Annotated in this window: 20 protein-coding genes; 19 read left to right on the plus strand and 1 reads right to left on the minus strand. The window is 51.4% G+C overall.

What is annotated here, in order from left to right; translation table 11 throughout:
• Positions 1-25 precede the first annotated feature (25 nt).
• The 18 genes from AC50YG_RS03250 (at position 26) to AC50YG_RS03335 (ending at position 23,690) form a co-directional block, all read left to right on the plus strand.
• Entirely contained in the window at positions 26-895 is an 870-nt protein-coding gene (locus tag AC50YG_RS03250; RefSeq protein ID WP_494824657.1) for a carbohydrate ABC transporter permease, read from the plus strand.
• Complete coding sequence (locus AC50YG_RS03255) at positions 892-1,713, plus strand: carbohydrate ABC transporter permease (RefSeq protein WP_473758566.1); 822 nt, start codon at positions 892-894, stop codon at positions 1,711-1,713. Before AC50YG_RS03250 ends, AC50YG_RS03255 begins: the two co-directional genes overlap by 4 nt.
• 38 nt (positions 1,714-1,751) lie before the next feature.
• A complete protein-coding gene (locus AC50YG_RS03260; protein ID WP_494824659.1) occupies positions 1,752-3,449 on the plus strand; it encodes a response regulator transcription factor in 1,698 nt (565 codons plus the stop codon).
• Positions 3,450-3,469: 20 nt separating this feature from the next.
• Entirely contained in the window at positions 3,470-5,194 is a 1,725-nt protein-coding gene (locus tag AC50YG_RS03265; RefSeq protein WP_494824660.1) for a hypothetical protein, read from the plus strand.
• A gap of 91 nt (positions 5,195-5,285) precedes the next feature.
• A complete protein-coding gene (locus AC50YG_RS03270) occupies positions 5,286-5,954 on the plus strand; it encodes an aspartate/glutamate racemase family protein (RefSeq protein WP_494824662.1) in 669 nt (222 codons plus the stop codon).
• 67 nt (positions 5,955-6,021) lie between these two features.
• Positions 6,022-7,281, plus strand: coding sequence for a ribulose-bisphosphate carboxylase large subunit family protein (locus AC50YG_RS03275; RefSeq protein ID WP_494824663.1), 1,260 nt, complete (start codon positions 6,022-6,024; stop codon positions 7,279-7,281).
• 6 nt (positions 7,282-7,287) lie between these two features.
• Complete coding sequence (locus tag AC50YG_RS03280; protein WP_494825289.1) at positions 7,288-8,811, plus strand: four-carbon acid sugar kinase family protein; 1,524 nt, start codon at positions 7,288-7,290, stop codon at positions 8,809-8,811.
• A complete protein-coding gene (locus AC50YG_RS03285; protein ID WP_494824665.1) occupies positions 8,801-12,007 on the plus strand; it encodes a glycoside hydrolase family 2 TIM barrel-domain containing protein in 3,207 nt (1,068 codons plus the stop codon). The genes AC50YG_RS03280 and AC50YG_RS03285 overlap by 11 nt, the downstream gene beginning before the upstream one ends.
• Before the next feature lie 172 nt (positions 12,008-12,179).
• Positions 12,180-13,217 carry an ATP-binding cassette domain-containing protein gene (locus AC50YG_RS03290; RefSeq protein ID WP_494824666.1) on the plus strand — a complete coding sequence of 346 codons (1,038 nt, stop codon included), beginning with the start codon at positions 12,180-12,182 and terminating at the stop codon, positions 13,215-13,217.
• Positions 13,214-14,029: an ABC transporter permease gene (locus AC50YG_RS03295; RefSeq protein WP_473758573.1), complete on the plus strand. Its 816-nt coding sequence runs from the start codon at positions 13,214-13,216 to the stop codon at positions 14,027-14,029. The genes AC50YG_RS03290 and AC50YG_RS03295 overlap by 4 nt, the downstream gene beginning before the upstream one ends.
• Positions 14,030-14,097: 68 nt before the next feature.
• Positions 14,098-14,772 carry a response regulator transcription factor gene (locus AC50YG_RS03300; protein WP_494824668.1) on the plus strand — a complete coding sequence of 225 codons (675 nt, stop codon included), beginning with the start codon at positions 14,098-14,100 and terminating at the stop codon, positions 14,770-14,772.
• The gene (locus tag AC50YG_RS03305) at positions 14,769-15,851 is read left to right on the plus strand and encodes a sensor histidine kinase (protein WP_494824669.1); all 1,083 of its coding nucleotides are present in this window, start codon (positions 14,769-14,771) and stop codon (positions 15,849-15,851) included. Before AC50YG_RS03300 ends, AC50YG_RS03305 begins: the two co-directional genes overlap by 4 nt.
• A gap of 243 nt (positions 15,852-16,094) precedes the next feature.
• A complete protein-coding gene (locus tag AC50YG_RS03310) occupies positions 16,095-17,459 on the plus strand; it encodes an outer membrane protein assembly factor BamB family protein (RefSeq protein ID WP_494824671.1) in 1,365 nt (454 codons plus the stop codon).
• A 378-nt stretch (positions 17,460-17,837) separates the two neighbouring features.
• Complete coding sequence (locus AC50YG_RS03315; RefSeq protein ID WP_494824672.1) at positions 17,838-19,457, plus strand: response regulator; 1,620 nt, start codon at positions 17,838-17,840, stop codon at positions 19,455-19,457.
• A 35-nt stretch (positions 19,458-19,492) separates the two neighbouring features.
• A complete protein-coding gene (locus AC50YG_RS03320) occupies positions 19,493-21,340 on the plus strand; it encodes a cache domain-containing sensor histidine kinase (RefSeq protein ID WP_494824673.1) in 1,848 nt (615 codons plus the stop codon).
• Between the two features lie 5 nt (positions 21,341-21,345).
• A complete protein-coding gene (locus tag AC50YG_RS03325; protein WP_494824674.1) occupies positions 21,346-22,014 on the plus strand; it encodes a VOC family protein in 669 nt (222 codons plus the stop codon).
• Positions 22,015-22,206: 192 nt separating this feature from the next.
• Positions 22,207-22,845, plus strand: coding sequence for an HAD family hydrolase (locus tag AC50YG_RS03330; RefSeq protein WP_494825291.1), 639 nt, complete (start codon positions 22,207-22,209; stop codon positions 22,843-22,845).
• A 14-nt stretch (positions 22,846-22,859) separates the two neighbouring features.
• Positions 22,860-23,690 carry a GNAT family N-acetyltransferase gene (locus AC50YG_RS03335; protein WP_494824675.1) on the plus strand — a complete coding sequence of 277 codons (831 nt, stop codon included), beginning with the start codon at positions 22,860-22,862 and terminating at the stop codon, positions 23,688-23,690.
• 89 nt (positions 23,691-23,779) lie between these two features.
• Here the strand turns inward: AC50YG_RS03335 and AC50YG_RS03340 are convergent, their stop codons facing one another.
• Positions 23,780-23,959, minus strand: coding sequence for a uracil-DNA glycosylase (locus AC50YG_RS03340; protein ID WP_473758581.1), 180 nt, complete (start codon positions 23,957-23,959; stop codon positions 23,780-23,782).
• Between the two features lie 146 nt (positions 23,960-24,105).
• Here AC50YG_RS03340 and fabI point away from each other — a divergent pair, with 146 nt between their 5' ends.
• Positions 24,106-24,882 carry an enoyl-ACP reductase FabI gene (gene fabI, locus AC50YG_RS03345; protein WP_473758582.1) on the plus strand — a complete coding sequence of 259 codons (777 nt, stop codon included), beginning with the start codon at positions 24,106-24,108 and terminating at the stop codon, positions 24,880-24,882.
• The last annotated feature ends 10 nt before the right edge of the window (positions 24,883-24,892 follow it).

A 24,892-nucleotide genomic window follows, 5' to 3' on the forward strand; every position in this document is an offset into this window, starting at 1 on the left:
AGGCAGGAGCAGGAGGGCAGGCCCTATGGAGAGAAGCAAATATCCGCTATATTTTTCATTTCCGGCAGTTTTCGTATTTTTATTGTTTTTCATTACGCCAACCATTATCGGAATCTATTACAGCTTTACCGACTGGAATATTAACGCCGATGCGATTAAATTTATTGGACTTGAAAATTACAAGGAGCTGTTTAACGAGCCTCGACTGAAGCAGGCTTTTATAAACACCCTTATTTTCGCCGCCGCCGTTACGCTGCTGCAAAATGCAGTCGGCCTTGCCTTGGCGCTATTGTTGAATGAAAAGCTGAAGCTGCGCAATCTGCTTCGGATGATCTTTTTTATGCCGTATGTCATTGCTCCGCTTGTTATCGGTTACATCTTCCGGGCGATCTATCATCCGGAGCATGGCATCGTCAATCAGTTTTTCGGGATGCTTGGCATCGATTTTATGGTCCAGGATTGGCTGAATGATCCGCGCTTCGCGCTGTTCACCGTCATTATGACCGACATTTGGCGAGTGGCTGGCTTTTCGATGGTCGTGTATTTGGCGGGCTTGCAGTTCATCCCGAAGGATTTGACGGAGAGCGCATCTATTGATGGGGCGAACTATTGGACGCGGTTCAAACATGTTGTTTTTCCGCTGCTCGCACCGGCGTTCACGGTTAACGTGCTGCTGGCGATGATTGGCTCGATGAAGGTGTTCGAAATCGTAATGGTGCTGACCGAAGGCGGCCCAGGCTACACGACGGAAGTATTTTATACGTACATCCGCAATACGTTCAGCTCCGGTGAAATGGGCTATGCGACGGCGATTAACATGCTGCTGTTTGTACTGGTCACGCTTGTGGGCATTCCGGTATTGCTGGCAATGAAGAAGAGGGAGGTGGAAATGTGAGAAGCCGAAAATATTCTCCTCTGCTGCTGGAGCTGCTCGCGATCTGCCTGGCTATGCTCATTCTCATTCCGTTTTTTATGATATTCATTAACTCCTTTAAGGATATCCGGGAGTCGGCGCTGTTCGGGCTGTCGCTGCCAAGCAATTGGGTGTTCAGCAATTATAAAGAGGTATTTAATCAGGATAATCTGCTGCGTGGTTTCAAAAATAGCTTCCTGCTGTCGGCGCTCGTCGTCGTCAGCGTTAATTTTTTCGCTTCGATGGCTGCATTCGTCATCCAGCGGCGCGGCGGGAAGTTTTTGCAAGGCGTCTATCTTGCCTTCATTATGGGGCTGATTGTCCCCGTGTCGATCATTCCGACGATTCGGCTGATGGATTTGCTGCATATTAAAGGAAGCTACTTAAGCATCATTATGTATTATACGGCGGTGCTGCTGCCGTTTGCGGTGTTTCTGCTCGTTGGATTCATTAAATCGGTGCCGCGCGAGCTGGATGAGGCTGCGATTTTGGAAGGCTGCGGCTACTTCCGGCTATACTTTAAAATCATTTTGCCGCTCATCAGCACGGTGCTGGTGACCGTCTCAATCGTCGTCATTGTATCGGTATGGAATGACTTTTTCGGCCCGTTTTATTTGGTTACAGACAGCACCAAATGGACGATTGTGCTTCAAGTATTTAACTTTGTTACGCTGTACAGCACGAATTGGGGCGTTGTATTTGCCTTTATGATTGTTGTCATTACACCGGTGCTGATCATTTATTTGTTCCTGCAGCGCTACATTATTGACGGCTTGACTGCGGGCTCTGTGAAAGGCTAAGCGAATAATACGAGGGCGGTAGAAAGGGGGCGCGGGCCATGCGCAAGGTCATGGTTGTAGACGATGAACGCTGGATACGGCGAGGACTTATTCAAATGATTCCATGGGAGGAGCTAGGGCTTGAGCTTGCCTGTGAAGCGGTTGATGGCGAAGAAGGCTACGAGCTTGCGTTGCTGCATAAACCCGATCTGCTCTTTCTCGATATGCGTATGCCGGGCTTCGACGGCAAGGAACTGCTCGGCCTGCTGGCGGAATCTTTGCCAGACGTTGTGACGATTGTCGTCAGCGGCTACTCGGATTTTGAATATACGAAGGAAGCCATCCGCCATAAGGCGTTTGATTATTTGCTCAAGCCGCTTAAGCGGGAGGAACTGATTACGGTGCTGGGCAAGGCGCTCGCGCTGCTGGAGGAACGCGGCCTACGGCAAGAGCAGCAGCAGCGGGACAGCCGGAGAAAATGGTTGCTCGACGTTTTGCAGCGAGGCATGCGCTCTACACAGGATCAGACCCAAGCTTCTGCTCAGTCGTCAGCAATATCAGAGATAAAGACAGCATCTATGACGCAGAGCTTAACTGAGCTTCCGGGCGGAGATTCAGACCAAAAAGCGCTGCTGCTTCTCGCACATCCGGACTATTATACGGAGCAGGCCAGCATTCAAGAGGCAGTTGGGAAAATAGAGCGCAGGCTGCAGCAGTGCCAGTCCTTTTATTTTGAAGGCTGCTGGACGTTTATCGCAGCCGCCTCCCCGGTTAACCTTGGCGAAATAGCCATCTGTTTGTTTGGCAGCCGCTTCGAGCATATGGAAATACAGCGGCTTGCCACTTTGCTTCAAGGCACGCTGCACGAGGAGACGGGCACAAGCTACAGCATTACTGCTGGGAACAAGCCTTGTCTTGCTAATCAGCTTCCAGTTGTCTACAGCAAGCTTCAGCGGCGTCTGGACGGGAGGCAGCTCGGAGAAATAGCGATCATGGAATTCGTGGAGTGTGAGTTGGAGCCGGTGGAGAAGCCGGGTAAGCCGAGTAAGCAACAACCGCATTTGCCTACAGGTGCTGGAAATGGCGATTTTTACCCGGCGGAGCTGGAACAAGCGTTTCTCGTGCAGCTGCAGCTTGGCAATGTGGAGCAGCTGCGCGCGGAATTCAATCGTTTTTTCACGGCGCTTGCGGCTCCTTCGCAGACGGTGGATGGTTTGCGGCGCAGCGCCACCATGCTGGTGCATGCGCTGGAGCGGCAACTTCAAGCGGCGCACACAAGTCTAGAGCAGCTGAGCGGGAAAAGCGCACTCGCCTATATGGAGCTGATCCGGCTGCGCAAAGATCATGTATCGGTTAAGCGGCTGTTCGAGGAGCAAATATTGCCGGCCCTTGCTGCCCCGCGCGGCAATAGCCAAGGACGGCATGGCGAGCAGCTGATCCGCGAAATCCAAAAGCTGATTGAGCTGCATTATGACCAGCCGCTTAGCCTGCCGCAAATCGCGGAAAGCCGCTTTTTGAATGCCGATTATGTGGGCCGTTTGTTTAAGAAAACGACGGGCAGCAATTTTGTCGATTATTTAACCGAATATCGGATTGCCAAGGCGACCGAGCTGATGCGTTATCCGCAGTATAAAAACTATGAAATAGCCGAGCTTGTCGGCTATGAGGACTACCGTTACTTCAGCCAAATTTTCAAAAAGAAAACCGGGCAAACGATTGGCGAATACCGCGGCGCAGTCGAAAAAACGCCGCAATAAACGTTAGGGAGAGACTTGCGATGCAAACGAGACAAATACCAGCTACGCTGACGCTTGCGGACAGAGCAGGACATGCAATGAATGCAATTGTGGGAATGGCAGACCGCGACTATAACGATATCCCTTTTTTTGCTGCAAACCTGATGAAGGAACCAGCCAATTTGACACATGGGGACTGGGATTATGGCTCGTCTCATGGCCGGATGGTGGACGGGATGATTTTGGCCCGCCATATGTCTGGAGAAACGTTCGGCAAGGAGACGGAGGAGAAATACCGGGCGAATCTGCTCTCTTTTTTCAAGGAAGATGGCCTTAGCTATCGCCAGACGAACCCGCATCACAACTGGGAGCCGAATGCCAATCTGATCGACCAGCGCGCGGTCATTTTATCGCTGACGAGCTGGTATATGGAGACGGGTGATCCGCTCGTGAAGGAGGCGGCGGATAACCATGTTGCGGCGCTTAAACGGATTGCAATCAAGGAGCGCGATGTGTGGTATTATCCGGCGTCAGAATATAAGGAAGGCGGCTGGCCTTCGTCCAATGCCATACTGCTGCGGCTTGCGCCAGATCCCGCTGCCTTCTGTGGACGGCTCGTTATGCCGCTGCTGAAATACCATGAGCTGACCGGCAATGCGGATGCGTTCGAGCTGTGCCAGTTTTTCACGGCCCTCATCGTGCAGCGAAGCGGCGTGTTCAACGCCGATGGCAGCTTTAACGATGCGCTCGCTTACCGAAGCGGACATTTTCATACGAGGCTTGGAACACTCGACGCATTGGCGCGGTTTGGCGTATTCACAGGGGATGCGGCGCTGCTCAGCTTTGTTGAAAAAAGCTACGCTTGGGCAGTAACCCAGTGTACCGCCTTCGGCTGGACGCCGGGCGACATGAAGGAGCAGGCCTATGAGCATGAAACCTGCTCGCTCGTCGATCTCATCGCTACGGGCATTACGCTCGCGCAAAGCGGCTATACCCGTTACTGGGGCGTGACCGAGCGTTATATTCGCAACCACCTTGCCGAGTCGCAGCTGCTCGATATGGACTGGGTAAAGGAAACGGAGGACCGATCCGGCAACATTCCTGGACTAATTACGCATGAAAATATTGCCAAGCGTACGCGAGGCGCTTTTGCTGGCTACTCGGCACCGAATGATTTCTGCTGCAACGTCAACCACGGGCGGGGACATACGAATGATTTGCAAATTTGCTGCCTCGGCTCGGGCACGCGCGGGCTGTTCATGGGCTGGAGCAACACGGTTACCGAGAAAAAAGGTACCGTTAGCGTTAATTTCCTGCTCAACCGCAGCTCGGCTTGGCTCGATGTCGACAGCTATTTGCCGCATGAAGGCAAGCTGGTGCTGCATATCCACCGCGATATTCCGCGGCTTCAGGTCCGTATACCCGAGTGGGCGGGCTTTGCGAAGGTAGCCTTTACCCGCGAGCTGAACGGCAGCACGGAGCAGGGCAAGGGCAGCGAGCCGAGCCGCTGGGTGAATGAATGCTTCCTGCTGCTTGGCGCAGCAGCAGCTGGAGAAACGATTACGATTACGTTCCCGCTATCGCGCCGCCAGACGGTTGAAACCGCAATCGGACAATCGTTCATAACCCAGTGGCAAGGTGATGATGTCATTGGCATTTCACCGGAAGGGGAGCATCATCCGTTCTACAGCGGCAGAGAAGTATATGACAAAGCACCGATGCGCGAAGGCAGCATACGGCGAGTGGAGAACGAATTGGTCTGGTAGCTCAGCCAGTTTGGTAGTCTGCTAGTCTGTCAATTCTATAGAGCAGGTTAAAGTACAGGTTCAATAATTGTTCGAATGGGAGGCTGGGAATATGACAACGGTAGTTGCGGTTTATACCGGACAAGGGCTTGCTGATCCGCTGAAGGCTGTGTTTCAGGAGGTGCTGCCAGGCGTGCGGCTGGTCAACATTATTGATGACAGCCTGATCGGCGATGTCGTCAAGGCGGGGCATATTCCGGCGGGAGTGAGCAAGCGGCTGACGCAATATTTTCAGCATGGGGAGGAGCTGGGGGCGGATATCATTCTGAATACCTGCTCCTCCGTCGGCGAAGTGGCTGATGCTGCGCGGGGACAGCTCGGCATTCCACTCGTGAAAATTGACGAGGCGATGACCGCCAAGGCGGCAGCCGAATACGACGCGATTGCAGTGCTGGCCACACTGCCTTCAACGCTTGAGCCGACGATGCGGTTTTTGGCGAAGCAGGCGGAAGCCATTGGCAAAGAGGTCACCGTCTTGAACGGGCTCGCAGTCGGAGCCTTCGACGCTTTGGTAGGAGGGAATCCGGCGGAGCATGACCGCATTTTGCTAGAAACGGCGCTTGCGGTCAGCGATAAAGCGGATGTTATCGTACTGGCCCAAGGATCAATGGCTCGGATGGAGGGAGCCGTACGAGAGGCGACAGGCAAGCCGGTGTTATCGAGTCCGCGGCTTGCTGCCGAGCAAATTAAGGAGATGCTGGCAGAGCGAGGCCTGTTGTAGCGGCAATGATTTTAGCAAGAGCAGCTGCAGCATGGGATAAAGGCAGATTTTGCGGGAGGGAAATAGCATGGAACAAGAAAGAGTAACGGCCGTCTATCTGATAGAGACACCCTATACGCTGGAACGTGCTGCCGAGGTCATTGCTGGCGAGCAGTCGACGGGCACCTTTACAGCAGTGCCAGGCGAGACGGACCAGCTGAAAGAGCGGCACGGGGCGCGAATTGAACAAATTGTCGAGCTTCCATCTGTGTCCGCTCCGACGCTGCCGGGCTCCAAAACGCCGCTGGGTCATGATGGTCTTTATAGGCGCGGGGAGGTTACGGTATCCTTTCCGCTGCACAATTTTGGTCCGTCCATTCCGAATTTAATGTCTGCCATTGCCGGCAATTTGTTCGAGCTGCAGGAATTGTCCGGGCTGCGGCTGGTTGATTTAGAGCTGCCCGAGGCCTTCGCAGCAAGGTACCCCGGCCCGAAGTTTGGTATCGCGGGTACTCGGGAGCTAACGGGCGTGTATGATCGTCCGATTATGGGGACGATTGTCAAGCCGAGTATCGGGCTTCCAATGGCTGACTTGCAGCAGATGATTATGGACGTGTCGGCTGCCGGGCTTGATTTTATAAAGGATGATGAATTGAATGCAAATGGGACCTACGCCCCTCTAGCACAGCGGGTGAGTGCGGTTATGGATGCCGTCAACCGAGCGGCTGATGCCACGGGTAAAAAGATCATGTACGCCTTCAATATTACGGGGGACATCGATGAAATGGAGCGTGGGCATGAGCTCGTCGTCAAGGCAGGCGGCAACTGTGTCATGGTCAGCATAATGAGCGTCGGACTGACGGGGCTTGCCCATTTGAGCAAATATAGCGAGGTTCCGATTCATGGTCATCGCAATCAGTGGGGCATGATGACGCGCTGTCCGCTGCTGGGCTTCGCTTTTCCAGCCTATCAGAAGCTCTGCCGTCTGGCAGGAGCAGACCATCTGCATGTGAACGGTTTAGACAGCAAATTTTATGAAAGCAACAGCTCAGTCGTCAGCTCTATTCGTGCTTGTTTGAAGCCCATGTACAATGGCTATGGGACAATGCCTGTCGTATCCTCGGCACAATGGGCGGGAACTGCTCCGGCTACTTATGAAGCAACAAAAACGGTAGATGTGATGCATTTGGCAGGCGGCGGCATTTTGGCCCATCCGGGCGGGGCAGCGTCTGGCTTTGCAAGCATGAAGCAGGGCTGGGAAGCAGCTGTTCAAGGCATTCCGCTTGCTGAGTATGCAAGTCGGCATCCTGAGCTGCAGCAGGCTATAGCAAAATACGGAAAGGGCTGAGCGGTGATGGACAGAGGGGAATTAACGCATAAGCCAGACGATTGTGAAACAAGCGGTATCGGCAGGGAGCTGGCATTCAGCAAAGGCAATAGGGGGGATACCACGAGGCAGCAAGAGCGGGCGCAATTCGCCGATCGTCTCCCGTCTGCGCAGCGCCTGCTCAGCTACTATGGCGACGATTTCACAGGCTCAACCGATGTGCTGGAAGCGCTGTTCCGAGCTGGCCTTCGGGCAGCATTGTTTCTGGAGCCGCCTAGCGAGCAGCTGCTTGCCAGCAAATTTGCAGATTTAGAGGCCATAGGAGTAGCGGGCATCGGGCGTTCGCTGACGCCAGCTGAGGCGGAACGCGAGCTGCGTCCGGTACTGGAGCAGCTGCGGAAAATAGGGGCTGCTGTTACGCATTACAAAATATGCTCTACATTCGATTCCTCCGCTGAGGTTGGCAGCATCGGCAAGGCGGCGGAAATAGGCCGTGCGGTGTTTGGAGCTGGTTATGTTCCGGTACTGGCAGGGGTTCCTTATTTAGGCCGCTATACGTTGTTTGGCAACCATTTTGCAGCGGCTGACGATGAGACGTACCGGCTTGATCGCCATCCGACGATGTCGTGCCATCCGATTACACCGATGGCGGAAGCGGATTTGCGCCAGCACTTGGCGCAGCAGACGGATTTAAAGACGGCGCTGATGGATATTTTGGCGCTGGAGGGAGCCGAGTCCGAAGTGGGCGAACGGCTGGCTAAGCTTGTAGAACGCGAGCAGCCTGATCTCGTGCTGTTTGATGTGCTTGACGAAGCTAGACTGGCAGCGGCTGGACAGCTGATTTGGGCGGAAGCCCAGCAGCGCGACGGCTTATTTGCCATTGGCTCCTCTGGCGTGGAGTATGCGCTTGGAGCCTGTTGGCGGCAGCTTGGCTTGCTGCCGCAGCAGCGAGAGATTAGTGCTGCTCCAGCAGCAGAGGTTGAACGTCTGCTCGTTGTGTCGGGTAGCTGCTCGCCGGTTACGGAGCAGCAAATCAAAGCAGCGCGGGCATCGGGTTTTGCGGGCATTCGGGTACCGGCAGAGGAGCTGCTGGACGGAAAGAAAGGCGCGGCTGCCCGGCAGCAGCTGCTGAAAGAGGCTCGGGAAAGGCTTGCCGAAGGGCACAGCCTGCTGCTTTATTCAGCAGAAGGTGTTGACGATCCAAGCATTCCGCTTTTCCGTGAAACGCTTGCTGCACAGGGCTATGGGCCTGAGCAAAGCAGCCGCCTATTGGGCGCTTTGCTTGGAGCGCTGGCGCGGGAGCTAATCATTGATGAACAGCTTACACGCATCGTCATCGCTGGCGGGGATACGTCCGGTTATGTGACGCGCGGCTTGGGCATTTATGCGCTGGAATGCGTGGCTGCGCTGACGCCGGGGGCGCCGCTATGCCGAGCCTTCTCGGAGGAGTCCGCGCTGGATGGGCTGGAGCTAGTGCTGAAGGGTGGACAAATCGGAGAGCGGGATTTTTTCACCCGTATGAAGCAAGGGAGGGCGGCTCATGCCAATTGAACGCGAGCAACTGCCAGATTATTGCAACTTAAACGTGCTGGAGCGCAGTACAATGCCGCCACGCAGTGAACTTATTCCATTTGACAATACCGCAGCCGCGCTTCGTGGTGACCGGAACGAATCGCCCTATTACAAGCTGCTCAGCGGGAATTGGCGTTTCCGCTACTTCGATTCGCCTTTGCACTGTGCGGTCGATAGCCATTTGGAGGCTTGCGATGACACGCTATGGGATCAGATTCCCGTGCCCTCCAATTGGCAAATGCACGGTTACGGACAGCCACATTACAGCAGCTGTCCTTATCCATTCCCGCTTGACCCTCCGCATATTCCACTGCTCAACGCTACTGGCTGCTACCGTACAAGCTTTACGGCACCTGAGCATTGGGATAAACGCCAAATTCGCCTCGTATTTGGCGGAGTCGATTCCTCCTTCCATGTATGGCTCAATGGCGAGCTGGTCGGATACAGTCAGGGAAGCCATCATATGGCAGAGTTTAATATTTCCCAGCTGCTTCGTCCCGGCTCTAATTTGCTTACGGTTCGCGTCTATCAATGGTGCGATGGCAGCTATTTGGAGTCGCAGGACAAATGGCGGCTGAGCGGAATATTTCGCGATGTTTATTTAATGGCACAGGCTGCTGTCACCATTGAGGACATACGGGTGCGAACCACATTTGTACCCGACTCCGCATACCAGGAGGCGAGCCTCAGCCTGCAGCTTACGCTTGCTCAACACAGCATTTGGAAAAACGCGGTAGAAACCGCGAGCCAAACCATAAACGAAACGGATTACAGCTCGGGAGAAGGCTTCCATTTAAGCGTCGCCTTGCTAGATGCTGGTGGAGAGAGCGTCGCTATTCAATCGTACAACCTTCCAACGTCACATTCGCTTAAAGAGCTCCGAACGTTAGCAGTGCAGTTCCCTATTTCAGAGCCTCAGCTATGGACAGCGGAAACGCCTTATTTGTATAAGCTTTTGTTGACGCTCCATGGCCAAGACGGAGCGATAGCGGAGGTAAAGCAGCTTTCAGTTGGCTTCAGGGATATTCAAATTGAAAAAGGGAAGCTGCTTATTAATGGACAGCCTATCGTCATTCAAGGCGTCAACCGCAATGAGTTCCACCCGCAATTGGGTTATGTAACGACCCCCGAAGCGATGCTGGAAGATATAAGGCTGATGAAGCAGCATAATATTAACACGGTTCGGCTGTCCCATTATCCGAACGAGTCACGTTGGCTTGATTTATGCGACCAATTTGGCTTATACGTTATAGACGAAGCAGATTTGGAGACGCACGGATTTCATTTTATGGGCGATGAGTCTTATTTGAGCAAACATCCAGATTGGCGTGAAGCCTATATGCATCGTGCGCAAAAGATGCTTGGACGGGATAAAAATCATCCGTCTGTCATCGTATGGTCGCTCGGTAATGAGTCGGGCTATGGTGAAAATCATGATGCTATGGCGGAGTGGATCCGCAGCGCCGATCCGACTCGCCTGGTTCACTACGAGCGGGCTTATGAAGCCGCAGTCGTTGACATCGTGAGCTCCATGTACCCTTCGGTCGACATGCTCATAGAAGAGGGACGCAAGCCGGATGACCGCCCTTATCTCATGGTCGAGTTCGGTCATGCCATGGGCAATTCCACGGGCAATTTGCAGGAATACTGGGATGCGGTTTACGAATATCCCAGGTTGCTGGGCGGCCTTATTTGGGAGTGGTCAGATATGGGTATTTTGCGGCAAAAGGACGGAGAAGCTGCGTTTTACGCATATGGCGGCGATTTTGGCGATGCCCCGCACAGCGGACCATTTTGCATGGACGGGCTGCTGTTTCCAGATAGAAGCATTAAAGCATCCCTGCTGGAATACAAGAAGATCATTCAGCCGGTGAAAATAAAGCCGGACCCCGCACAGCTTGGCCGAGTTCATATTGTGAATCGCTACAGCTTTTTGTCGCTGGGACATTTGAAAGGACATTGGCAGCTGCTGCGCAGCGGCGCTGCGGTTGCCAAAGGTGAGCTTGCCCGCTTGCAGACACCGCCCGGGGGGGAAGAGACGTTAGACATTCCGCTCCCTTTGGAGCAATTAATGGAAAAAGGCGAGTATGTTCTGCATATCCGTTTTACAGAGCGCAATAATAGCTTGTGGTGTGACGCTGGTCATGAGACAGCTTGGGCCGATTTACTGTTTGAGGAGGTGGGTTGGCACCCGCAGGAAAATGCTACAGCGTATAACGCTAATGCTGAGTTTTCTAGTATCGTGCACCCAGTAGCAGGCGATGCCTCTGGAGAGATTCCCGCACTAAAGCCCCCTAAGCATCAAAATTTGCAGCGGGAAGACGGCAAGCTTGTATGCCGCATAAGCGGGAACGGGTTTCAGGTAGACATCGATCAAATGACAGGTACAATCAGCAATTGGCTGCATTACGGCGATGAGCTGCTGCTCACAGGTCCACAGCTGCAGCTATGGCGTGCCCCGCTGGACAACGATGTTCATTTGGCAAAAGAATGGGTGAAAGCCGGTTATGATCGGCTTGAGTGGCAGCTGCGCCAGTTTTCGGTGACGGTTGACCATCAGGGAAGCGTCATAACTACGGCTGAAGCGATCATGGGCGCAAAAGGCGAACCAGCTGCTTTCCTCTGCAAAATGATTCACCAAATCAACGCTGACGGTTCCATAGGCGTGGAAACGACGATTGAACCGCTTGGAAGCGAGCTGCCGCCACTGCCGCGATTTGGTTTGGAGCTGCGTCTCCGTGACAGCTATGACCAGTTCAGCTGGTATGGCAGAGGTCCTCATGAATGTTATGCCGACCGTAAAGAAAGCGGCAAGCTTGGTATTTACGGCGGCACGGTAGCGGAGCAGTTTGTTCCCTATGTTAAGCCGCAGGAAAATGGTAATAAGGCTGATGTCCGCTGGGCGAAGCTTGGGAATGGGGAAGGTGCTGGAATCGGTATAACAGGCAGCGAGCGGTTTAACATTAGTGTCCATCATTATTCCACGGAAAATCTGTCGCGCACCAGCCATGTCCATAAGCTGACCAGACTGCCAGAAACGATTGTCAAAATCGATGCCATACAAAGCGGCATTGGCAACCACAGCTGCGGCTACGCGCCGACGCTGGACACTTATTTAGTAAAGCCACAGCCGATGAAGCTGTCTATTATGCTTTTTCCGCTGACGAGCGCTTAGTAGGATGGATACTTATCAACGAATATTGAAGTGGGGAAAAATAGCAGGAAAAGGCCGATCCGGTTGCTGGATCGGTTTTTTTCGTTATTTTCACAGCATGCCGTTTGGTTCACATTCAGTTCACAAACGAGGATTAATATCCATCTATAAACCGCTTTAGGGAGGCATTACAATGACAGTAAATGATCGATATAAAGAAGAGATAGGGAAGAAGGGCGGCGATTGGGCAGTTGAAGCAAATGGACTTGTGAAGATGTTTGGCAGCAATCGCGCGGTAGATGGCGTAGATTTGAACGTACGCGCCGGAACGATTTATGGTGTGCTTGGCCCTAATGGAGCAGGCAAAACAACGACCATTAGAATGCTCGCCACGCTATTGCGCCCCGATGCCGGCTCGGCACGCATCTTCGGGTACGACGTGGCGAAGGACCCGCAAATCGTAAGGCAATTAATCGGGGTGACAGGCCAATACGCATCAGTCGACGAAGCGCTCAGCGCTACGGAAAACTTGGTTATATTTTCACGGCTGTTAGGGCTTGGGCGATCAGAGGCGAAGCACAGGACGGCGGAGCTGTTGGAGGAATTCGGACTAACGGAAGCGGCGAAGCGTCCTTTGAAGCACTTTTCCGGTGGCATGCGGCGTCGGTTGGATTTGGCTGCCAGCCTTATTGCACAGCCGCCACTTATTTTTTTAGATGAACCGACGACAGGACTTGATCCTCGTACACGTACACAAATGTGGGATACGATCCGCCGGCTAGTGAAGACCGGCTCAACGGTGCTTTTAACGACGCAATACCTGGATGAGGCTGATCAGCTGGCTGATCGAATTGCGGTTATTGATCGCGGCCAGGTCGTTGCAGAAGGGACGGTCGATGAGCTGAAAACATCCATCGGCACTTCCTCGCTGCAATTAAAAATTCAAAATCCTCAGGACATTGCGGCCACCCGCGAAATCATGGAACAAGTGCTTATGGTCGAATCTATGGTGTCTGGGGACCATGCAAAAATTACAGCGCCGCTAGCGGATATTGACAAGGTTACCGACCTGCTGGTTGCGCTTCGGGAGGCGGGCATTTATTTGGCGGAGATGAGTGTACAGAAGCCTACACTTGACGAGGTGTTTTTAACGATTACAGGCCATGGTGTGAAAGACCATGCATCATTGTCATCCGAACCATCCAATAAGAAAGAGGAGGCAGTCGTATGAAAAGCGCGACCATCCATCCACGTAGCATCCGCCAGTTGAAAAAGCACACAAGCTTGGGACAGTCGATTCGCAACTCGCTCACGATGGCCTACAGAGGATTATTAAAAATTCGCCGCACACCGGAGCAATTATTTGACGTGACGCTTCAGCCGATCATTTTCACATTGATGTTTGCTTATATTTTTGGCGGCGCCATCTCAGGAAATGTCGTTGATTATTTGCCGGTTATTATTCCTGGTATTTTGGTGCAAACGGTAATTACGACGTCCATTGTCACGGGCGTTCAGCTGCGGGAGGACATGGATAAAGGCGTATTTGACCGCTTCAAGTCACTCCCAATAGCACGAATTGCTCCACTTGCGGGAGCTCTGCTGGCAGATACGGTGCGCTATACAATTGCGACTGCACTCACTTTTTCCATGGGTTATATTTTGGGGTATCGACCTGATGGAGGATTAGGATACGTCATTATTGCGGCTCTTATTGTCATCGTATGTGCTTGGGCGATTAGTTGGATTTTTGCTTTTTTTGGCGTCATTTCGCGTACGGCATCCAGCGTTCAAGGTATCTCGATGATTGTGTTGTTCCCGCTCACCTTCGTGTCCAATGCTTTTGTCCCGGTTGACACTATGCCAAGCTGGCTCCAGTGGTTTTCAAGCATTAATCCGGTTTCCCATTTGGTTAGTGCCGTAAGGGAGCTTGCCAATAATGGTGTAATTGGCGCAGATTTTGTATTTTCGCTGGTCGGCGCAGCCGTCATTGTCGCGATTTTTGCTCCACTAACGGTAAGGGCCTATATGCGCCGGACGTAGATGTCCGGCCAGTCAGGTTTACGAAATTCGAGAATAGTTGATAAAATAGGATAAAGGCGGTGAACGGGATGACCCGAATATTAGTCGTTGATGATGATCCGCATATCCGAGAATTAATTGGTCATTTTTTGCGGCAGGAAGGCTTTGAAATCGTTGAGGCGATAGACGGTCTTGATGCGCTGCGGATGCTTGCCGATGTTAAGGCGGATATGGTGATTTTGGATATTATGATGCCGGGAATGGATGGGTGGGAGCTGTGCCGCAGGCTGCGGGAGCAGACCGACCTGCCGCTGCTGATGCTGACTGCCAAAGGAGAAGCGTCTCAGATCGTAAAGGGCTTTACGCTTGGAACGGACGACTATTTGGTTAAGCCATTTGATCCGGCAGTGCTGGTCGCCCGTGTGAAATCTTTATTCAGGCGCTATCGCATTCAATCCTCGCAAGCGGTCAAAGTTGGCGATGTGACGCTGCGCCGAGATACGTTCGAGTGCCGCGTAGGTGAACAAGATTTGACCTTGCCGCTTAAAGAATTTGAGCTGCTGTTTAAACTAGCCAGCTATCCACGCAAGACGTTCACACGCGATCAGCTGATTGAGCAGATTTGGGGCTACGATTATGAGGGCGACGAAAGAACGGTCGATGTGCATATTAAACGGCTTCGGGAGCGGTTTCCAGAGGAGGAGCATGGCTTTCGCATCAGCACGATCCGGGGACTGGGCTACCGGCTGGAGGTGCTGTCGTGAACCGGAAACCGGGCTTCCTCCATGTGGCGACGAATTTTGTGCTTGTCCTGTCGGCCCTGCTCGCCAGCTGGATCGTTTCGTTTTATATAACAAAAGCCGTTTATTCGGCAATCGCATGGACCCCCCATGACTTGCTCAGTTTGCTCATAAATGCGGTGCTCGGTTTTTGTTTCTTTGGAATTGGAATTGCCATTGTGAGCAAGTATTTTCACCGGAGGGAGCATTACTTTCTGAATGACATGCTTGAAGCGCTAAAACGTATTTCACATGGCGACTTTCGGGTCAATCTGGAGTGGGATTTCGGCAGAAACAACGAACAGCAGCGGCATCCCTATGTGCAGCTCGTTGACAGCATCAATAGCATGGCGGCAAATTTGAAGGAGATGGAGGAGCTTCGGCAGGAGTTCATCTCGAATGTATCCCATGAAATCGGCTCGCCGCTTACCTCGATCAGCGGGTTTGCCAAGGCGCTAAAGGATGACAAGCTGAATGTGGAGCAGCGGCATCGATATTTGACCATTATCGAAAAGGAATGCTTCCGTTTATCGAAGCTTAGCGATAATCTGCTAAAGCTGGCCGTTCTGGATTCGGATAGACAGCCGTTCCATCCGATCACTTATCGGCTCGATAAGCAGCTCGTATCACTTATTCTCGCTTGTGAGCCGCAGTGGGAGGAGAAAAATATCGATATGAGCGTGGAAGCTGATGAGCTAGAAATCAGCGCGGACGAGGATCTGATGAGCCAGGTTTGGCTGAACCTGATTCATAATGGCATTAAATTTACTCCTGAAGGCGGGAAAATAGCGATTTCCCTCACACGCAACGAAGACTATGCGCTCGTGCGCATCGCGGATACAGGTTCAGGAATTGATGAGCAGGATCATGCACGTATTTTCGAGCGCTTTTATAAAGCAGACAAATCACGTGGCAGAACGATAGGAGGCAGCGGCCTTGGGCTGTCCATCGTCCATAAAATTATGGAGCTGCATCGCGGCTCAATAGCCGTACGCAGCAAGCTGGGAGAAGGGACCGAATTTACGGTTTCTTTGCCACTGCAATTAGCTGCTGCTAAAGCTTAGAAATATTGGGGGAAAAGACCTGAATCTCATAAAAATGAGTAGAATCTGCAGCTCACTTAACCTATAATATGGATATCACGAGACTTTGTTAAAAGACAATGGAATCTCAGGACGTCTTGATCGGCAGATCACGGCGTTCCAATAATAACCGGACTGCCCCTGCAGATCAGTGGGCGATTCGGTCATTTATGCTGGGATGATGTCGTGCATATTTTATACTACTAGGGAATGGGAGAGTGAGAGATGTTTATCAATCTTTCGCAACAAATGAAAAGGATTGTCGCGGTTAGCGTAACTTCCTCCATTCTCGCCTGCGGCTTGTTGGGAGCATCGGTTGTGTTTGCTGAGAAACCTATTATTAGCAGCACCACCCCAATGTATGGAGTTGGCTCTGCTCCAGCAGTCAAACCAATGTGGAGCTTGCCGCTTGCGAAATTTGATCAGGATGGCCGATCCATAACAGCAGCGCTTGCAGAGGAAGGGCGGTTGTTCGCACTTGTGAATGGAGGGCAGCTTGCTGCTTATGACGGCACAAGTGGAAGAAAGCTGTGGAAATATGGTTCTGGCCTGAGGCCTGTGCTCGCCTATGAACAAGGCAGTTTGTATGGTCTTACAACAGATGGCTCAGTCATTGCTGTTACCAAAAATGGCAGCAAGCAGTGGACGACAGCGATTCGTGCGAATAAAGCCGATAGCATTGTTCCGAATGGGGATACAATTTATGTGACGCAAAATTTCACTCTTTTTGCACTAGACCGGGCAACGGGTAAGCTGCGCTGGAAGGTAACGGAGAAGGATAGCCTCTACTCATCAGGATCAAGTGACATAATCGTAAGCAAAGGTGTCGTACTGCGTAATTATTTGGTTCAAGGCGCTCTTACCTCTAATCAGATTAATGCCTACGACCAGGCAACAGGCAAAAAGCTTTGGACGTCCTTTGCTCAATTTTCTCCGCTCTTGGTCAAGGACGGGCTGGTCTACTCGGTCATGGACACATTCATGAGGGGAGATGACGATTCCAGCAATAGAAGTTTGCAAATCGCCGTCCTTGACTTAGTGTCTGGGACGAAGAAGGGCGAGCGAGTGTACAACTGGACAGTAGTGCCTGAGGTACCTGGACAAATAGAGTTCGGAGGCGCTTATGGCTCCGCATTTCTGGATGGTAATGACCTCTATATTTATCAGGGAAAAGCGGTTGCCAAATACAATTTTTCCTCATATGCCCCAAACGGTAAAGCTGTTCAGCGTTGGAATGCGCCAGATCCTAAACAATATCAACCGCTCTATAGCATTTATGGCGGCAAGCTGCTCTATCAGAGCTTCCGCGATAATTCCATTCTCGCTCTAAAGACGACGAGCGGGCAAGAAGTCCCGTTCCCGTTCGGTATTCAGCCCGTGCAGACGGATATTTTCGCCAACGGCTTGTTTGTTGCCCGTGCAGATGGAACGCTGGATGCCTATAATTTCGCAACCACAAAGCCCGTTTTCAGCGTGAAAACGGGCTCGCGCGAATTTGATCCGACGCTGAAGTCTGGCGATATGATCTATGTTCGCTCTGGCGGCACGCTGCTTGCTGTAAAGCTGCCTGCAAGCTTAACAAAGAGTTAGATAGATGAGATGGGTAAATAGACGCCTCGTTGAGAGTGCGTCTATTTAGGATGTGTATGCAAACCGGAGCCGGCTTTCTGCTCTTGGCTTAGCGCTTATTCGAGGCCAATCTCATCTGACGATTCAAGACTTAAGGAACCGCAGCAGGCTGCTCCATACCCTTGATTTTGTTGAAATAGCGGTTGCTGTGTCCGCCAAGTTTAATTTCGTGTTTTGTGCAGGGTAGGGTGTGAGCCTCTGCAACGAAGAGCATGGAGCTGCCTGTTCTCTGCAAAATCAGACATTTTTCTACAAAATCTCCGCTTGCAATCGGAAATCAGTCAGCAGTACGATAAAGGTATTCTCATACCCAAAATGAAACGAACAGGAGCGCTGTCCATGTACAACATTTTGCTTGTGGATGATGAACCGGGGCATTTGGCGGGACTATCCAAAATGCTGCAAAAGCTCCGTCCTCAATATGCGATTTCTACAGCGCGCAACGGAAAGGAAGCGCTGTCAAAATGCCAGGAGCAGCCATTTCAGCTGATCATTTCCGACATTCAAATGCCTTTGATGAACGGGCTTGATTTTCTGGAACAGCTTCCCTCATCGAATCAACCGCAGAAATTTATTTATTTGAGCGGTTATGATTATTTCGATTATGCCCAAAAAGCGATAGGGCTCGGCACCTTTGATTATTTGCTAAAGCCTGTGGATCAGGAGAAATTCGCGCTTGTGTTGGAGAAGGCGGAGCGAAGCCTTAAAATCGAGCAGGAAGTACAACTGGCGAATAGCAAGCTTGAAGTTAAGCTGAATACGATTGCGCCATTGTATCGCAGCCGTGTGATGAAAGAATGGCTGCTTAATCAGTCGTTATCCAAAGACGAGAGCATAGAGCTGGAACAATGGCTTGGCTTTGGTGGCTCCGGCATACTGCTGTTAACCGAAATTCGGCAAAGCAGCAAGGAGGCGGGGCAGCCGGTAGATATGCTTTTTCCCCATGTACAGCAGCAATTGGAGGCTTGCCTTCAAGCAACAGGTGGCGCAGCCTTCAGCATTCCGCTGTATGACGGGGAGGGCCGCAGGAATGGCAGGCTGATCACCGTAACGAATGCGTTAGTTAGTGCGGAGCAGCTGCAGGCGCTGCAGCAGAACCTGCAGCAGGCGGTTCCCAGCTCCTATCAAATCACACTTGGCGTGAGCAGGCTGGAGGAGGATGTGCTTGCTTCCGCTTCGCAAATGTATGCTGAGGCAGGGCTAGCTTTATCTGAAAGCTTTTATGTGGTGGATCGGACCGTATTTTATGCCGCACAAAGGAATGTGAGGGCAGAGCTTGCGCTTAAGCTTGATGCCCGCCATGAGGCCATGCTGCATGACGCAGTTGTCCATGGCCAGGAGCAAGGGCAGCTTAAGCTTATCGCAGGCGAGCTGCTGCACAAGCTGCTAGGGGAAGCAGGCAGCGGGCTGCCACGCCCAGAGCTGCTGCATCGCTGCGTCCAGAAGCTGCTTGCCCGGCTGTCGGAAAGCTTGACTATGCCGGAGCATCAAACGCTGGAGGCATGGAGGCCTCGCATGGAACAGGCATTAGGGGAAGCGGCCAGTCTATCCGCTCTGCAAACCGTTATCGCGGAGCAGCTGGGCATACTGGCAACCGCTCATGCTGATGCCAAGCGGGAGCATAAGGAGCAGTTGATCTACAAATGCATCGCTTATATTGATGAGCATTATATGGATGATTTGTCACTGGAGTCGATTGCGGCCGTCTTTCATTTTAATGCCAGCTATTTCTCCCAATATTTCAAAAGCAAGCTGAACATCAATTTTAGCCAATATGTCACGCAGGTTCGGCTTGCAAAGGCGAAACAGCTTTTGGAAGAAGGCAACGATAAAATCTATCAGGTAGCGGGAAGCCTCGGCTATCATGATGTGAAATATTTTAATCGCGTGTTCAAAAAGGAATTTGGACTGACGCCAGAGGAATACCGGTCCATAGCCCGTCATATGAAGCGCTCCTGACCCTAAGTCAGAAGCCGGAGGAAGCAGGGAGCATTTTGCGGAAAATTCGCGAGCGTGTACGAGATATGAAATTCAGAACGAGGCTTATTTTATTTTTTGTGCTGTTGATTACGCTTCCATCCGTGCTAAACGGCATTTTACATTACAATGCAAGCTCGGACATTATTGTAACGAATGCACGAGACAGCATGCTGGAAATTGTGAAAAAAAACAATGAAATCGGCGATATCGTGTTCGGTAATATTGAAGAGCGCACGGTATCGCTCATTTCTGACCCAGACTTATACCGCCTGTTCAACCGCCCTAAGCCGCAAAACGATTACGAGCTGGTCCAGATGGACCGGCAGGCAACCGTTATTTTGAACAAATATTTTGGACATGATCAGGATTTATATACGGCCCAGCTCGTTACGAGCTATTTCAGCTTTGGATCGGGCAGCGGCATGTATACGTCTTCCTCCCCGTTCGTCTCGGCAGATCCGCAGGGCTTCCGCCAGTCGACTATTTATAAGGAAGTGCTGGCCAGCAGGGGCAGCCTAATTTGGGTGCCTACCTATGATTTAACCCGCGCTTTCCAACAGGAGGCGCTATATGATATGGATGCCAAGTTTCGGATGGTGTTTTCCTGCGCCCGCCTGCTTAACAGCTCACCGATTATTGACGGTGCGATCTACAATTGGCCAGCGCATGTCGAGCGTCCGGTGCTGCTGCTTAATTTCAATGAATCCTTTTATCAGCGCAGTGTGCAGCAGAGCTTGTCCGCCATTCAAGGCTCCTATTTTTATATCGTCTCCAAGGATGGAAAGATTGTAACGCACCCCGAGCTAAGCAAGCTTGGTACAACTGACCACAATCAGTGGTATAAGACGGAGTTTCAGCAGTCCTCGGGCACCTCACTAGTTAAAGAAAATGGGGAGGATGTACTGATCAGCTACGATACGTCTCAGCTAACCGGCTGGGTGACGGTTAATGTGACGCCGTATAAGCAGCTGCTTGGCAACTTGCCAGCCATTCGCTATATGGATGTATTTTCAGGCCTCTCGCTGCTCATTATTTCAATCATCCTTGCCTCTTTCATCGCAGGCCGTCTGACCCAGCCGATCAAAAAAATGCTGGTTGCCATCCAAATGACCGGAGCGGGCGATTTCACGGCAAAAATTCCTGACCAGCCGCAGCTGGAATTCCGCATTTTAACGAAGAAATTTAATGTGATGAATGATAAAATTCGCGAGCTGATTCAAGAAAACTACGAAAGCCAGCTGCGGGAGAAGGAGGCGGAAATTATGGCGCTTAACCTCCAGCTAAATCCACATTTTTTGTACAATACGCTTAACATTATGAACTGGATGGCAATTGACCGGGACCAGCCCGCCATTAGCCGAATGATCGTCAGTCTGTCTTCCATGCTGCAATACACAGTAAAAAACAAGCAGGAAATGGTGCGGCTGCGCGACGATTTAAATTGGCTGCAAAGCTACACGCATATTATGGAAAATCGCTTTGATGGCATTTTTAAAGTGGCCTATAATATGGAGGGGGTGCCGGAGGCTTGCCTCGTTCCGAAGCTTTTTCTCCAGCCGCTAGTGGAAAATGCGATTATACATGGCTTTGAATCTGGTGAACCGGGTGAACAGGGCGGTCTTGTGAAAATTAGCGGCCGGCTGGCGGAGGATCGGCTGGTGTTCGAGGTAAGCGACAATGGAAAAGGCATGAGCCCGCAGCAGGCGGCAGACGCAAGGAGCACGGAAAGCGCAGGAATCGGAATGAGCAACGTCATTTCGCGTCTGGCTTTGCTGTACGGAGAGCGAGCTGAGCTCCGTGTGAACTCTACAGCTGGCGAAGGCACGACGATTACCGTTGTCATTCCCTTTAGGGAGGAATAGGCACGATGAAATTTGAACACATCACCTTATGGACAAGCAGGCTGGATGCGCTGTATTCCTTTTATAACGAGCAGCTTGGTTTCCCAGTGCTGAATAGAAACGAGCAGTCCTTCACTACGACCATTGGCAGCACAAAGCTTACATTTCGGGAGACAACGGACCAGACCGAGCCCTTCTATCATTTTGCCATTAATATACCGGAAAATAAGCTAGCAGAAGCTAAGCGCTGGCTTAAGGGAAAAGTGGCGCTTATTGAGGAGGAGGGCAGAGACGAGGTTTTTTTCACTTTATGGGATGCAGGGGCCGTTTATTTTGCTGATCCTGCTGGAAATATCGTCGAGTTCATTGCCAGGCATCAGTTGAAAAATGGTACAGAGCACCCGTTCAGCTTCTCCGACTGCCTCGAAGTTAGTGAACTGGGCATCGTTGCTGCAGAGGTCATCCCTATCGTTCGAGAGCTAAATGCGCGGGGCATTCCCAACTGGCGGGAGGATAGCGAGGGATTAACCCCGGTCGGCGATGAGCATGGGCTATTTATTGTGGTGAAGCAATTTCGCAAATGGTATTTCTCAGGCGGCAGAAAGGCGCAATTTTATCCGGCGGAAGTAGTAATCGCTTCATTAGGACGAATGGAGTTTCCGCGGATTTCGCAAATTTACTTGCACCATACTTAAGCGATTGTTTATAAACGAATAAAGAGCTTTATTTTCCTTTTTATGCATATTAGAGAAATAATTCAAAGTATTAGCTTTTCTATGACATAGATAGGACAACGGAGGAGTATTTTCTGAATAGTCTGAAATCACTCTGTTTGATACATAAATATAATTATGTAAACAAAATAAGGGCAGAATGGGGAGAGGGAACTGAAAGCATTTATTTTCGACATGGATGGTGTCATTATTGATAGTGAGCCGCTGCATTTTGACGTGGATATCGAGACGATGGAACATTTGGGCTTCAAGGTGACGCAAGGCGACCTGGAAAAATACGTCGGCATGACCAATCCGGCCATGTGGCGCCTCATCCGTGTGGAATATGGCATCGAGCAGTCGGTGGAGGAGATCATTTCTTACCAGCTGCGGCGAAAAATAGAGGAGCTTCACGCTCGTGATTTTGCGCCAATGGAGGGAATGGAGTCCCTTCTTGCCGAGCTAAAGCTGCGGAACCTTCCAATCGCTCTAGCCTCTTCCTCACCGCGGATTTTTATTGAAGAAGTGCTGCGCAAGTTTGATATTGCTGATTATTTTGCAAGTATCGTGAGCGGAGAAGAAGTGCCTAGCGGCAAGCCAGCGCCTGATGTTTATTTGGAGGCAGCTTTGCAGCTTGGCGTGTCACCGGCAGATTGCGTCGTTTTGGAGGATTCCCGTAACGGAGTAATCGCAGCTAAAGAGGCAGGCATGCGCTGCATCGGCTATATGAATATCCATTCTGGCGATCAGGATCTTTCCCGCGCCGATTGGATCGTTAAAGCCATTAAGGATATTCCGTTATCACAATTATAAGGAGGTTTTACTTGTTGAATACTCGTATGACAACCCTCGAGCTTGTGGAGCGCGTTGAGAATTCCGAGCTTGTATACATGCTGGATCGAATGAAGGCCATTCAGGAACGGGAGCATAATCCGATGGGGATAGCGCTTCAGCGCTTCGGCCCAGCAGTGGCTATTGCCAGCCGAGCAATGCCATGGCCGCAATTTAATACGGTTAAAGGCTTTGGCCGTGCAGGCGCAGCACAGCTGGATGAAGTGCTAAAATGGTATAAAGAGCAGGGCGGGAGTCCGCAATTCGAGATCGTGCCTTCGCGTATAGATGGGGACACGCTGCTGGCGCTGGCCAAGCAGGGGTATTATCAGTCGGGCTTTCATGCGAGTATGGCAGGAAACATCGCTGAACAAGCAGGCATGAGGTCGGAGGAAGGTCAGACAGGCCTTGTCGTGCGCAGGCTTGGTGAGCACGAGGTTGATCTTTACGCAGAGCTGCATGCGCTGGGCAGCGGGCTGCCGATTGCTGGGAAAAACCACATTGCGGATAATAACCGTATGCTGTTCAAACGGGATGGCTGGCAGTTTTATGCTGCTGAGATTGATCATATCGCTGTTGGGGTTGGCGTCATGCATATACATGAACATATCGCCTCCCTTACATTTGCCGCAACATTGCCGGAATATCGCAAACGAGGCGTTCAAGCGGCGTTAATTGCAGCGCGCTTGCGTGCTGCTGCCCAAGCGGGCTGCAGCCTCATGGTCGGACAAGCTGCCTATTGCTCTAGCAGTCAGCGGAATATGGAGCGCGCCGGCATGAGCCTTTGTTATACGCGTAGTACATGGAGCAGACTTCCCTCTATGTAAAGCTGTCTCTTGTTTACCTACAGGCGAGAAGACAGGTAGCTAAACCCTGAAAAATAAGGCAGCAAACCGTTCATTGACGGTCTGCTGCCTTATCCTTTTTCCTTAGCTTCAAAGTTCAGGCAAGGCTTCCCGGAGGAAGCCAGTACAACTTGGCTTGGCATCGCCTGCGATTTAAAACCGAACGCCCTGCAGCCTCTTGGCGCGCCGGGGTCCCAAGTTACATAATAATGGCGGCATTTCATGCAATTCTTGCGCTCCTGCTCTGTCATTACAATGAATCATCCTTCTATGAATAAGATGCTAACGTTTATTATAGCATTTCTCGGACTGAAACGCGTCGCGCCGCCAGCCGTTTCACCTTATTTTATGCTATAATGGCAAAAGATTTATGGATTTAGCTAATGGAGGGATTACTTTGTCTGGTATGATGAACAACAAAAAAATCGTAGTAATGGGCGTCGCGAATGAACGCAGCATTGCTTGGGGAATCGCCAAGTCGCTGCATCGGGAAGGGGCTCAGCTTATTTTTACATACAGAAAGGAACGTTCTTTCGAGAAGCTGAAGGGCTTGCTTGCGCAGACAGGCATTACTCCACTGCTGACAGTATCCTGCGACGTATTGGATGATGAAAGCATAAGCGCAGCTTTTGCCCATATTAAAGAGCAGGCCGGAAGCATTGACGGAATCGTGCATTCGCTTGCTTTTTCGGATAAGGATGAGCTTAAGGGCGAATACCTGGAAACCTCGCGTGAAGGCTATCTGCTGGCGCAAAATTCCAGCGCTTTTTCGCTTGTGGCGATCGCTAAGCAGGCGAAAGGCGTAATGTCCGAAGGCGGTAGCATCGTTACCCAATCCTATATCGGCGCAGAGCGCGTAGTGAAAAATTATAATGTCATGGGCGTTGCCAAGGCAGCGCTTGAAGCAAGCGTACGATATTTGGCCGAGGATCTTGGCAAATATAATATTCGGGTCAATGCCGTTTCTGCAGGGCCGATCAAAACATTATCCGCAAAAGGCGTTTCCGGCTTTAACGAAATCATGCAAACGATTGAGGAGCGGGCGCCGCTGCGCCGAAACATTGATCAGGAAGAAGTGGGCGATGCGACGCTATTCCTTCTTAGTCATCTGTCACGCGGCATAACTGGCGAAGTGCTGCATGTCGATGCAGGCTATCACATATTGGGCTTGTAACTTTAATACA

This window comes from Paenibacillus sp. J31R34 (assembly GCF_059383715.1).